The sequence below is a fragment of the Ferrimonas sp. genome, from assembly GCF_048263965.1.
Taxonomy (GTDB): Bacteria; Pseudomonadota; Gammaproteobacteria; order Enterobacterales; family Shewanellaceae; genus Ferrimonas.
Genome location: NZ_JBLXDO010000003.1, coordinates 79,270 through 92,193 on the forward strand (window position 1 = coordinate 79,270; position 12,924 = coordinate 92,193).

10 protein-coding genes are annotated in these 12,924 nt (G+C 58.3%); 6 read left to right on the forward strand and 4 right to left on the reverse strand.

Going from position 1 to position 12,924, the window contains the following annotated elements; all coding sequences use genetic code 11:
- Nucleotides 1-75: 75 nt before the first annotated feature.
- Nucleotides 76-1,260 (reverse strand): thiolase family protein, encoded by a 1,185-nt coding sequence (locus tag ACN0RV_RS04590; protein ID WP_417345996.1) that lies wholly within the window; start codon nucleotides 1,258-1,260, stop codon nucleotides 76-78.
- A 188-nt stretch (nucleotides 1,261-1,448) separates the two neighbouring features.
- On the opposite strand from ACN0RV_RS04590, the gene ACN0RV_RS04595 reads away from it, so the two are divergent.
- The 5 genes from ACN0RV_RS04595 to ACN0RV_RS04615 all read left to right on the forward strand — a co-directional run bounded on the left by ACN0RV_RS04595 (nucleotide 1,449) and on the right by ACN0RV_RS04615 (nucleotide 8,545).
- The gene (locus tag ACN0RV_RS04595) at nucleotides 1,449-2,930 is read left to right on the forward strand and encodes an FMN-binding glutamate synthase family protein (protein WP_417345998.1); all 1,482 of its coding nucleotides are present in this window, start codon (nucleotides 1,449-1,451) and stop codon (nucleotides 2,928-2,930) included.
- A 348-nt stretch (nucleotides 2,931-3,278) separates the two neighbouring features.
- On the forward strand, nucleotides 3,279-3,605 hold the full coding sequence (locus ACN0RV_RS04600; RefSeq protein ID WP_417346000.1) for a c-type cytochrome: 327 nt from the start codon (nucleotides 3,279-3,281) through the stop codon (nucleotides 3,603-3,605).
- Between the two features lie 29 nt (nucleotides 3,606-3,634).
- Nucleotides 3,635-5,212 (forward strand): DUF3373 domain-containing protein, encoded by a 1,578-nt coding sequence (locus ACN0RV_RS04605; protein WP_417346002.1) that lies wholly within the window; start codon nucleotides 3,635-3,637, stop codon nucleotides 5,210-5,212.
- Nucleotides 5,213-5,277: 65 nt separating this feature from the next.
- On the forward strand, nucleotides 5,278-6,654 hold the full coding sequence (locus ACN0RV_RS04610; protein ID WP_417346004.1) for a tetrathionate reductase family octaheme c-type cytochrome: 1,377 nt from the start codon (nucleotides 5,278-5,280) through the stop codon (nucleotides 6,652-6,654).
- Nucleotides 6,655-6,838: 184 nt separating this feature from the next.
- A complete protein-coding gene (locus ACN0RV_RS04615) occupies nucleotides 6,839-8,545 on the forward strand; it encodes a phospho-sugar mutase (protein ID WP_417346005.1) in 1,707 nt (568 codons plus the stop codon).
- A 108-nt stretch (nucleotides 8,546-8,653) separates the two neighbouring features.
- Here ACN0RV_RS04615 and ACN0RV_RS04620 read toward each other — a convergent pair whose 3' ends face one another.
- Nucleotides 8,654-9,541, reverse strand: coding sequence for a multiheme cytochrome-associated LysR family transcriptional regulator (locus tag ACN0RV_RS04620; protein ID WP_417346007.1), 888 nt, complete (start codon nucleotides 9,539-9,541; stop codon nucleotides 8,654-8,656).
- Nucleotides 9,542-9,692: 151 nt separating this feature from the next.
- Here ACN0RV_RS04620 and ACN0RV_RS04625 point away from each other — a divergent pair, with 151 nt between their 5' ends.
- Entirely contained in the window at nucleotides 9,693-10,241 is a 549-nt protein-coding gene (locus tag ACN0RV_RS04625; RefSeq protein WP_417346009.1) for an NADPH-dependent FMN reductase, read from the forward strand.
- A 34-nt stretch (nucleotides 10,242-10,275) separates the two neighbouring features.
- Here ACN0RV_RS04625 and ACN0RV_RS04630 read toward each other — a convergent pair whose 3' ends face one another.
- Nucleotides 10,276-11,826: a methyl-accepting chemotaxis protein gene (locus ACN0RV_RS04630; protein ID WP_417346011.1), complete on the reverse strand. Its 1,551-nt coding sequence runs from the start codon at nucleotides 11,824-11,826 to the stop codon at nucleotides 10,276-10,278.
- A gap of 142 nt (nucleotides 11,827-11,968) precedes the next feature.
- Complete coding sequence (metA, locus tag ACN0RV_RS04635) at nucleotides 11,969-12,892, reverse strand: homoserine O-succinyltransferase MetA (protein ID WP_417346013.1); 924 nt, start codon at nucleotides 12,890-12,892, stop codon at nucleotides 11,969-11,971.
- Nucleotides 12,893-12,924: the final 32 nt, after the last annotated feature.

The following is a 12,924-nucleotide window of genomic DNA, read 5'->3' on the forward strand; positions in this document are numbered from 1 at the left end:
TGATGGGGCCGTCCGCGTTTGGTGTGGAATAGTTGTCAGCGTCGGACGGCCGGTCCTTGTCTGTTATCGCGAAAATTAAACCAGTTCGATGGCCATTGCCGTGGCCTCGCCGCCGCCGATGCACAGGGAGGCGACCCCCTTGCTCAGGCCGCGACCTTTGAGGGCGTGCACCAGGGTCACCAGCAGGCGGGTGCCGGAGCAGCCGATGGGATGACCTAGGGCACAGGCACCGCCATTGACGTTCACCTTGGCGTGATCCAGCCCCAGCTCATCGATGGCCAGCATGGTCACCATGGCAAAGGCTTCATTGATCTCATACAGGTCCACCTCGTCACGCTGCCAACCGGCGCGCTCCAACAGGCCATTGATGGCACCGATGGGGGCAATGGTGAACTCCTCCGGCGCCTGAGAATGGGTGTGGTGCGCCGCAATACGGGCCAGGATGGGCAGACCGTTGGCGCGGGCATAACCGGCACTGGTCACCACCATGGCGGCGGCACCGTCGGAGATGGAGCTGGCGTTGGCGGCGGTGATGGTGCCCTGCTTACTGAAGGCGGGACGCAGGGTGGGGATCTTATCGGGACGTGCGTTACCGGGCTGCTCGTCCACGAAAACGGTCACCTCACCCTTGCGGGTCTTGATGGTCACAGGTGCGATCTCAGCCGAAAAGGTACCCGCTTCGATGGCGGCATTAGCCCGCTTGAGGCTTTCCAGCGCGTAATCATCCATCCGCTCCCGGGTCAGGCCATAAGCATCGGCAGTACCTTGAGCAAACACCCCCATCGCCTTGCCGGTATAAGCGTCTTCCAACCCGTCGAGGAACATGTGATCCAGTACCTTGCCGTGGCCCATGCGCATGCCATCGCGGGCCTTGTCCAGCAGGTAGGGAGCCTGTGACATGCTCTCCATGCCGCCAGCCACCACCACCTGAGCACTGCCTGCTCGCACCAGATCATGGGCCAGCATCACGGTTTTCATCCCGGAACCACACACCTTGTTCACTGTGGTGGCACCACAGGACTGTGGCAAGCCGGCCTTGAGAGTCGCCTGGCGGGCCGGAGCCTGGCCCTGGCCAGCCGGCAGAACACAGCCCATCAGCACTTCGTCCACCTGCTCGGGAGAGACACCACTCTGTGCCAGGGCGGCACCAATGGCGATGGCCCCCAACTCGGGAGCAGGGACACCGCTCAGGGCGCCCTGAAAACCACCCATGGCTGTGCGGCTCGCCGCAGCAATCACAACCTCAAGATCCTTGATCATTGTTAACTCCTTGTAATGCGATTCATCCTAGGTTACTCGATGCGTGACGTTTACGGCAACGTAAACTTTGGTTTAATGGATGGCCAAAGTTTGTCCAGCCGTAAGCCCACGCTGACGGAAACTCCACTATCCTTATGGAGATCCCATGACAAACAGATGGCAATTCAATGGATAACACGGGACAAATGATGGTTAGCTGGCTGACCCGCACCCTGGAGGTCAGCGCCGCACTGCTGATTTTCGTCATCGGAGTGGGGATATTGGTGGTCGCTTACCTCTACGTAAAGGATGTCACTCAGACCCAGCAGGCGATTCGACGTAATTACCCGGTGATCGGCCGTTTTCGCTACTGGTTCGAGCATATGGGGGAGTTTTTCAGGCAGTACTTCTTCGCCCTGGACCGGGATGAAATGCCCTTTAACCGGGCTCAGCGCAGCTGGGTCTACCGAGCCGCCAAGAATGTGGACAGCACCATCGCCTTCGGCTCCACCCGCCCCCTAAATCAACCCGGTGACATCATTTTCCTCAACTGCCTGTTTCCCACCTTGAAAGAGGACGCAGTGCCGCCAACCCCGGTCACCATCGGCGAAGGGGTCGCTCGCACCCCCTATACCACCGCCAGCTTCTTCAACATCTCCGGCATGAGCTTCGGCGCCCTCAGCGTTCCTGCGGTACGAGCGCTGTCCATCGGTGCCCATGAAGCCGGCATCTGGATGAATACCGGAGAGGGGGGCCTGTCCCCCTATCACCTGGAAGGCGGCTGCGACATCGTGTTTCAGATAGGCACCGCCAAGTACGGTGTCCGCGATACCGATGGCAAGCTGTGCGATGAGAAACTCAAGGAGGTAGCCCGGCACCAACAGGTGCGGATGTTCGAGATCAAGATGAGCCAGGGCGCCAAACCCGGCAAAGGTGGCATACTGCCCGGAGGCAAGGTCACCGCAGAGATCGCCAAGATCCGCGGCATCCCCGAAGGTGAGGATTCCATCAGTCCCAATGGCCACCCGGAGATCCGCAATGTGGACGACCTGCTGGATATGATTGTCCGGGTCCGAGAGGTCACCGGCAAGCCCTGCGGCTTCAAGGCGGTGATTGGTCACAGCGGCTGGGTGGAAGACCTGATTGCAGCCATCAAGGCAAGGGGCATGGAGAGCGCCCCGGATTTCATCACTGTGGACTCCGCCGATGGCGGCACCGGTGCCGCTCCCCAGTCGCTGATGGACTTTATGGGTCTACCGCTAAAACGCAGCCTGCCCTATATTGTCGATACCCTCGAGGCCCATGGCCTCAGGCAAAGAATCAAGGTGATGGCGTCCGGCAAGCTGGTGAACCCTTCCGATGTCGCCTGGGCCCTGTGTGTCGGCGCCGACTTCGTCAACTCTGCCCGGGGCTTCATGTTCTCCTTGGGCTGTATTCAGGCTTTGCAATGCAATAAGAACTCCTGCCCCACCGGCATCACCACCCATGATCCCAAATTGCAGAAGGGGCTGGTGGTGGAGGATAAGGCCAGACGTGTGGCTCACTACGCCAGGAACCTGATGCATGAAGTCGGGGTGATCGCCCACTCCTGTGGGGTGCGAGAGCCCAGGTTACTGCGACGGGATCATGCCCAGATCATCAATGATCATGGCCTGCCGGTCTCTCTGGACGCCGAAGATCAACGCATCTGAATAGACAACAGAGGGCAGTGTTGCGCTGCCCTTTACAGAGTAAAAAAGCTCCCCACATCCAAACACCCGATGATACTTAAATCACTTCCCCGCACACCCTGGTTAACAACAGGTTCACACTTCACATTTTCACACACTGAAACCCGCTATTTCGTTACCGGATCCGGCCACCTTTGCCGCCAATGACCATTGTGTCGTGATCCGGATCACTCCTTAACGCCAGCTGAACCAAAATCCTCTCTCGCTGAAAGTTTTGCTTATACCCCTGCAACTTTTCTTCGCTCCATAAAATTAGCAGCAACTAATAAAGTGGTAACTAAAGAAAAGTAAAGCACTCAGAGGTATCTTATGAAACGTCGCTCCTATCAAGCTCTTACCGCAGTTCTGCTGCTTACTGTCTCCGCTGGTCTGGCGGCTGCCGAAGGCGGCAACCCCAAGAAAGGCAAGCACCTCTATAAGAAACACTGCAAGGCCTGCCACAGCCAGAACAGTGAAGCGATGGAACTGACTCCCATGTCCAAGACCATGGCGCAGTGGGACCGCTTCTTCCAGCGCAACAAGCACAAGGCCAAGCCCGAAGTGTTCCAGGGACTCTCCGACCAGGCTCTGAAGGATGTCCAGCAGTTCCTGTATGACCACGCTGCGGACTCCGACCAGCCAGCCACCTGCGGTTAATCAAACAACAACAAGCCCTTAAGGAAATGATGATGAAACCCACACTCGTAGCATTAGTCGTCTCACAAGCGCTGATTCTGCCCCAGGCGATGGCCGCAGACAGCACCGAGAAATCCATCGACGATCTCAAGCGCCAGCTGGCCGAGGTCACCGAAGAGCTGGAGTACCTGTCTGAGCGCGTCGACAAGCCTGAGAGCCATGCCGCCACCGACCGTGTGCTGATCACCGGTGACTTCCGCACCAAGGCCCACAGCCTGCACTACCAGGACGTGGTCTGGAGCCCAGGCGTTACCGTTGCCACCCCAATGGGCAGAATGCCCATGTCCATGAATGGCCCAGGCTTCGTGCCCACCGCCCAGGACATCGACAACGACGTGTTCTACACCACCCGCCTGCGCCTCAACCTCAAGGCCAAGGTATGGGACAACGTCAGCTTCGCCGGCCGCCTGACCATGTTCAAGAACTGGGGTGACTCCACCGAAGTCAACGTGTTTGACTCCTGGAACTCCTTCACCATGGACGGCACCAGTAGCGGCCACCCCAATGGCGACACCGTTCGCGTTGAACGCGCCTACTTCGACTGGAAGAACATCGGCGGCACCGAGTTCTACCTGTCCGTCGGCCGTCGCCCCTCCAGCTACGGCTACCCCACCAACTTCCGTGAGAACGAGCTGCGTGGCGGCACCCCCTCAGGTCATCTGGTGAACTTCAACTTCGACGGCGCCACCGTGGGTTACCACACCGAGCACCTGACCGGCATGGAGGGCCAGGTGGTTCGCTTCTGTTACGGCCAGGGCTATGAGTCCCAGTGGGGCAACGGTGAGCTGTTCGGCAACACCTCGGTAGACGATGTCCACCTGGGTGGCTTCAACATCGACATCCTCAACGATGGCACCAACTTCCTGCAGTTCATCCTGTTTGGCGCCAAGGATGTGGCCGACGGTTTCAAGGGCACCATGTCCATGCCCGACGAGCTGCTGGCGATGTTTGGCCAGGACGGCATGGGTAACGTTACCCCTGTGGTTCGCTACCAGCCCAGCACCAACATCGGTGAGATCTACCTGAGCGGCCTGACCTTTGTCCGTGAAGAGGACAACGGCATCAAATGGTTCACCTCTCTGGGCTGGACCCGCACCGACCCCAACGGCAACTTCGGCATGTTTGGCGGCCTGAACAACGATCCACTGTACGGCATGAACGAAGACGGCTCCATGGCTGGCCCCATCGGCACCACTGACAACGAAGCGCACGACGGCTACTCCATCTACGCCGGTATCCAGATCCCCGTCGGCGATGGCAAGTTCGGCCTGGAGTACAACTACGGCTCCAAGTACTGGACCCCCTTCACCCAGGCTCAGGACGATCCCATCGGCAGCAAGCTGGCGACCCGTGGTCACGCCTACGAGGGTTACTACATCCATGACATCAATCCAAAGATGTTCGTGAAGTTTGCGGCCCTGTACTACGACTTCGAGTACACCGGTTCCGGCTCCCCGGTAGGCGCTCCACAGAACATTGATGAGGTTCTGGCTGGCCAGGCATTCAGCATGCTGCCTGCGATGGACACCGCATTCGACGTGAATGCCTCCATCACAGTGAAGTTCTAAGTTTCATCATCTCGGCGGCCCAACCTCAACACCAGAGGGGACGGCCGCCTCTCCAGGGAAAAGATATGCGCACATTACTGATTACGACTCTGCTGACCGGCCTGATGTTGCCGGTTGGCGCACATGCGGAGAATCCTCACAAGGAGTTTATCTCCGGCCCCATCAACAGCGGCAGCGAAGCCACCGCCCAATGCATCGAGTGTCACGAAGAGCACACCGAAGCCTTTATGAAGACCAGTCACTGGACTTGGGCCAAGGAGCAAACCGTCAACGGCAAGACCGTGAAACTGGGTAAAAAGAACGCCATCAACAACTACTGCGTTTCCGTCTCCAGCAACGAACCTCGCTGCACCAAGTGTCATGCCGGTTACGGCTATGAAGACGCCAAGTTCGACTTCCAGGACGCCACCAAGGTGGACTGCCTGGTCTGTCACGACACCACGGGTACCTACAAGAAGGACCTCAGTGGCTACGCCTTCAAGAGCGTCGATCTGGTGAGAGTCTCCCAGAACGTGGGTGCCCCGGTTCGTGACAATTGCGGCAGCTGCCACTTCTTTGGCGGCGGCGGCGACGGCGTGAAGCACGGTGACATGGACTCCAGCATGGCCTATCCGGACAAGGCTCTGGATGTGCACATGGATGCCGACGGCATGGATTTCCAGTGCCAGGACTGCCACAAGGGTGAATCCCACACCATCAAAGGCCAGGCGATGAGCGTCTCTCCAGGCGCCACCGATCACCTGGAGTGCACCAGCTGCCACGAAAACGACGTCCATAAAAACGCCAAACTTAACCGCCACACTGAGAAGGTGGCTTGTCAGACCTGCCACATCCCTGAGTTCGCCAAGGTTGAGCCCACCAAGATGTGGTGGGACTGGTCTGAAGCGGGCCAGGATCGCGAAGAGACTAAGAACCAGTGGGGCCGCAAGGACTACATGAAGAAGAAGGGCAGCTTCGTCTGGGGCCAGAAAGTTCAGCCCGAGTACGCCTGGTACAACGGTACTGCTGACGCCTACCTGTTTGGCGACAAGATGGACCCGGCCAAGGTGACCCCTCTGAGCAAGCCTGCCGGCACCAAAGATGACGGCGAGTCCAAGATTTACCCCTTCAAGGTGCACCGTGGCAAGCAGCTGTACGATGCCAAGCACATGGTATTTGTTCCTACCAAGGTGTTTGGCAAGGACGGCTACTGGAAGACCTTCGACTGGGACAAGTCCGCCACCGCAGGCATGAATACCCATCCGTCCATGCAGGCCAAGGGGCTGACCTACAGTGGCCAGAAAGGGTTTGCCGAAACCGAGATGTGGTGGCGTATCAACCACATGGTTTCTCCAAAGACCGAAGCTCTGAAGTGCAGCGCCTGCCACAGCAAGAAGGGCCGTCTGGATTGGGAAGCCCTGGGCTATGACCAGGACCCCATGAAAGCTAAGAAGAAGAAGTAACCTAGGGGCGTAACCCGGGGCTCCTCCCGGGACCAAGGTTGGCCCGCCGTTTGGCGGGCCTTTTTTGTGCCTGCCTGTCTCGGCTGAGCAATCGCTAAAAAGGCACAGATTCTCTCTGGACAACCAGGAGTCTGGTGATAATAATTCTCATTAATGAAAGTGATAGCAAACAAGGAGTCGCCCCATGACCTCGGAGATCCATCGCTGGTTACGACGAGACCCTGACCCCGAGACCCGCAGCGAACTTCAGCGACTGCTGGAGTGCAACGACCAGAAAGAGCTCGAGCAGCGATTCTCCGGTCGCCTCGCATTTGGCACAGCCGGCCTTCGGGGCGTTGTCGGCGCAGGTCCCAACCGGATGAACCGGCTGGTGATCCAGGAAACCGCCACCGGTCTGGCTCAATATCTGCTTGCCCAACAGGTCAATGCCCACAGTCGCGGGGTGGTCATAGGTTACGATGGCCGCCCCGACTCCCGTCAGTTTGCCGAGGACACCGCAGCGGTACTTACTGCGCACGGTATTCCTGTCTACCTCACCGTCCGGGTCGCCCCCACTCCCCTAGTCGCCTTTGGGGTCAGGCACCTGAATGCCGCCGCCGGCGTGGTGGTCACTGCCAGCCACAACCCGCCGCAGTACAACGGTTTTAAGGTCTACTGGGGCAATGGCGCTCAAATTATCCCTCCTCATGACAAAGGCATCGCCAGTCAGATAGACGCTGCGGCTCGCTCCGAGCTGTCGATGATGGCATTGGACCTGGCCCAAGAGAGCGGCCTGCTGACCATGCTGGACTCCACCTTCTATCAGGACTATCGCCAGGCCCTGGGCCGCAGCCCTCTGCTATCCAATCACACCACCCCGGAAGCCATCAGCCTGGCGTACACCGCCATGCACGGTGTGGGCGCAGAGATGGCAGAGGCCTTACTCAAGGATGCAGGCTTTCATCAGGTCTACAGCGTGGCTGCCCAGCGGGAACCTGACGGCCGCTTTCCCACGGTACACTTCCCCAACCCGGAGGAGCCGGGCGCCATGGATTTGGTGATCGCCGAAGCCGCCAAATATCAGGCCACCCTGGCGGTGGCCAACGATCCCGATGCGGATCGACTGGCGGTGGCGGCGCGCACTGAAGACGGCCACTACCAGATGCTCACCGGTGATCAGGTGGGGGTGCTGCTGGGTCACTACCTGCTCAGTCGCACCACGCCCTCGCAATCGCTGGTAGGCACAACCGTGGTCTCCTCCTCGTTGCTTCAGCGTATTGCCCACAGTGCCGGGGCCCACTACTACCAGACCCTGACCGGGTTCAAGTGGCTCACCAATGTGGCCATGGAGAAACAGTCAGACGAACGCCGCTTCCTGTTCGCCTACGAAGAAGCCCTGGGCTACACCGTTGGCAACCTGGTGTGGGATAAGGATGGCCTCTCTGCCCTGGTCGCCTTTGCTCAGTTGACCGCCGAACTGGCCAGTAAGGGGCTGACCCTGTGGGACAGGCTGGAATCGCTCTATCGACAACATGGCCTTCATCTCAATGCCCAGCACAGCATTGCCCTGTCCCCGGGCGCACCTGCCATAGGCGATGCACTTAGGGCCGCCCCCCCTCAGCAGATTGCCGGCGAACCCATCACTGCCACCACCGACTTGAAGCGCGCCACCATTCAGTACAGCGACGGCCGCCAGGAGGCGGTCAACCTGCCCGGCAGCGACGTACTGATCTACCAGTTGGCCAGTGGCGACCGGGTCGTAGTGCGCCCCTCGGGCACAGAGCCCAAGATCAAGTGTTACTACGAGGTGGTGGAAACCGTGCAGGAGCAGGAGTCCCTGGAACAGGCCCAACAGCGGGCAACAGCGCGAATGTCAGAGTTGATCGCCGCCCACCAGTCCAGCCTCGGCTGACCTTGCTACCTGAATTTCAGCAAAAAAAGAGGACCCCAGGGTCCTCGAGTGCAGCCGACACAAACGGCTAATGGGAAGGCTTCTGAGACGAAACCTTCTGAGATGAAACTAGTGAATAAAGGCGTGCTCGATGCTGGTCACCAGGGGGCGGAACCAGGGCTGCCCCTGACTCTCCCAGGAAGCCAGCAGGCTACGGTGACACAGATGGTCGAAGCCATCGAGCTCAAAGGCCACCAGATCACCACTGGCCAGGTGGGGCCTGATCAGGGCGGCGGAGATAAAGCCTATCCCCTCTCCCCGCAGCAGCGCCTCAACCATCAGGTGCAGATCCCCGCAGGATACCTGATAGCTGAAATCCTCCAGCTCCAGCTTCTTGTTGGCAAGGTTCTGTACCAGCAGATCCCGGGAACAACAGCCGGGTTTGGCCACATAGAGGGTGTGATCCATCAAAGCTTCCAGGCTCTGCTCATCAATACTGCTGAGCAGGGTCGGGTTGGCCACAAAGATCACCTTGTCCGGTGGCAAAGGGTGACGCCAGCAGTTGCTCAGACTCAGGGGTTGAATGTGTTCGGTGATGGCGATGTCGTAGCGCCCTTCATTGATGGCAGCAATCACCTGATCGCTGGCAAGGTAGTCAAACTCTACCGAGTGCTTCTTCTCACGATTAAATTCGCTCAATGCGACAGGAAAGTAGCTGGCACCGAATGCCGGTGTACAACAAAGCCTCAGAGCATCGCTGCCACTTTGTTGCAACCGGGAAAACAGCTGACGCTCCATCTCCAGCAGCCGCCGTCCATGATCCAGAACCAACTCCCCTGAAAGGGTCGGCCTGATGGGAGTCAGCTGTCGATTCAGCAGCACTGCACCACAGCGCTCCTCCAGCGCCTTGATCCTCTGAGAGGCGGCCGAGTGGGTGATGTTCAAGGAGGCCGCAGCTTTAGAGATGCTGCCCAGCTCCACTGACAACACCAGGGTTTTAAGGTCCTGGGTCTTCATACAAAGTCCTTACCTGAGGGCGCGTTGCACCAGAAACTGATCTCAGAGTAACAATTAGTTTTAGTATTTCCTAATATAAAAATAACCACCGTGATCCAACGCAGAATCCCATGGGTCTACACTGATTGAAATGGCCTATGAGGAGCGCACTATGAAATCTCTCAAGGTACTGGCCCTGTGTGGCAGCCTGAGGCAGGAATCACTGAACCGAAAGCTGATGCATCAGGCTATGGCTCTGACGCCCAAAGGGGTCGACGTGCAGGAGGGAAAGATCTGCGCCATCCCCCTCTACAGCCAGGACCTGCAACAGATGGGGTTTCCCGAACCGGTGGAGGCACTGCACAGGCAACTGATGGACTCCGATGCAATACTGCTGGTAACCCCGGAATACAACTACTCCATCCCCGGGGTACTGAAGAACGCCATCGACTGGCTGTCGAGATACTCTCCCCACGGGTTCAATAACAAACCAGTGGCCATCATGGGCGCAAGCCCCGGAAGAATGGGAACCTGTCGGTGCCAGTATCATCTTCGTCAGGTGATGGTGTTTCTCAACGCTTGGGTATTGAACAGGCCTGAAGTGATGGTGAGCGAAGCACACCTGGCCTTTGATGAGCAGGGTAATCTTAAGGAAAATAGACTCAGGGAGCTGGTGGAAAGCCAGATGCAGGCACTAAGCCAGATGATTCACGGCGAGTAAACCCGCAGCGGCGCCAAACGGCGCCGCTGCAGTTTCAGTGTCGACTGGCGAAGCTCAGATGCAGTGAACCGATGAGGCCCACCTGCTGCTGCAGTTCGCTGCTGCACTGCTCCACCTCCTGAGTGGAGGCCAGGTTGCCTTGAGTCAGCTCCTGAATCTCCGCCAGACTGCCGGCGATCTCATTCACAGCCTGCCTCTGCTGCACCGCAGCGGTCGCCGTCTGCCCGGCCATATCGTGGGCCAGTTCAATCTGACGGTTGATCTGCTCAATCTCGCTGGCGCTGGTTTGCGCGGCAACGGCACAGGCATCCGCCAGCTGATGATTGTGCTCCATCTTCTCGACCCAGAGCTTCAGCGTATGATGCATCCCTTCAATGCTGTTCTGGATCTCCGTGGTTGCCTGTTGAGTTCGATTGGACAGTGCACGCACCTCATCGGCCACCACGGCAAACCCCCGCCCCTGCTCTCCGGCCCGGGCAGCCTCGATGGCGGCATTGAGTGCCAGCAGGTTGGTCTGCTCGGCAATGCCATCGATCTCCTTCATCGCCAGGGCCACCTTATCCGCTTCCCCGTGAAGCTCTCCGGCGTGCTCTGCCGCCGCCTTGACCTCCTGGGCCAGGGTACGAATCTGATCACGACTGCCCAGCATATCCCTTTGGGCCCCGTGACAGGACTCTCTGGATTGCAGTGTGCTGTGGGCCGATTCCTCGGCGCAGTTGGCGATCTCGCCCACGGAAACATTGAGCTCCTCGACGGCCGTGGCGATCTGATCCAGGCGGGCATTCTCCTGACGCACTCCCTGCTTAGCCTGTTCACTGAGCCCCACCAGGGTAGAGGACATGGCATCCAGGTGCTGCGACGCGTCCCGGGTTCGCCCCAGCACGCCGGTCATCCTTGCCTGGGACATCTGCAACTGAAACTCAAGAATGCTGCTGCTGCCATGACCAGAAAATACATAACGGCTGACGCTGTCGTACTCCTGCTGCAGCTTCATCAGCATCGCCGGTACCCGAAACGCCTCATCGAAGAACAGCATCAGCATGGCGGCGACCATGGCCAGGCCACACAGCACCAGCCAGGGCTGGAACAACCACCCTACGGCGGCGAAACCCAGCGCCAGAATGACTCCGGACAACCAGCGGCGGCGAACCAGAGTCAGGGTTCGGCTCACTGGCCGCCCCTGATTCAGCCTCAAATAGACCTCACTGGCCCGCTCCTTCAGCTCTGGTGTGGTGGCCCGCCTGACCGACTGGTACCCCACCACCTGACCATGCTCGAAGATGGGGGTAACAAAGGCATCCACCCAGTAATATCGCCCATCCTTGGTGCGGTTCTTCACTATGCCACGCCAGGGTTTCTGATCTTTCAATGCATCCCAAAGCTCCTTGAAGGCAGCCTTGGGCATCTCAGGGTGACGCACCAGATTATGATTGTGACCGATCAGCTCAGACTCATCGAAGCCGCTGATCTCGATAAAGGCGGGATTTGCGTAGGTAATGATGCCACGCAGATCTGTAGTGGAAACCAGCTCCTCTCCCTGAGGAACCACAACCTCTTCGTTGACGATATGACGCTCTCGTCTCATGTGACCTACATCCTGTAGTTGGTTTGAGTAAATCAAGCTTAGGTCACATTTTACTTGTTGCTAAATAGCTTTACCACGTGGTAGGGCGGAAACTTTTTTCCGACTTATCTCAATTTAGCGCCATATTTCATCAGCTTGCGCATTATTCACCCGAAAGATCGTTCAGATCATAAGGGGTCTGCTGGTAGACGCAGTAGTTGAGCCAGTTGGAGAACAGCAGGGCACCATGGGCATGCCAGCGCGCATGGGGAGGCAGCGTCGGGTCGTCCTTGGGATAGTAATTTTTCGGCAATGCTGGTTCGGCACCCGCCGCCAGGTCGCGACGGTATTCATCCTGCAAGGTGGTACGGGTGTATTCCGGATGGCCGGTCACGAACAGGTTGCGATTGTCCCTGCTGGTCACCAGGTAGGCCCCGGCCTCGTCTGACTCAGCCAGTACCTGAAGCTCCGAGTGGGCTTTCAGCCGATCCAGGCTGACCTGAGCAAAGCGTGAATGGGGCACCCAGAACTCATCATCAAACCCTCTCAGTAGAGGAATATGACCATGGGCGCGGCGATGACGGAACACCCCTGAGATCTTATCGTCTCTCAGGTAGCGCTTCACCCCGTAGAGGTGGTAGAGCGCGGCATGGGCGGCCCAGCAGAGGAACAGCACCGAGGTGGCATGCTTTTGCGACCAGTTGATGATGTCACAGATCTCCGGCCAGTAGGTGACCTCCTCAAACTCGAAGTTACCCAGGGGCGCCCCGGTGATGATCAGGCCATCGTAGTTGTTGCCCTTCACCTGTTCGAAATCCCGGTAGAAAGCATCCATATGGTCGCTGGGCGTGTGCTTGGAGGCTTTGCGGTGAATTCTCAGCAGCTCCACGTTGACCTGGAGCGGCGAGTTACCCAATAACCTCAGCAACTGCGTCTCGGTCTCGATCTTATTGGGCATCAGATTAAGGATCAGCAAGCGCAAAGGACGGATGTCCTGAGACGCCGCCCGCTCCTCGGACATAACAAAAATGTTCTCGCTGCGCAGGATCTCCGACGCCGGCAACTGACTGGGTATTCTTACTGGCATAAACAACCTCCTAGAGTTCCATTTATAACAGG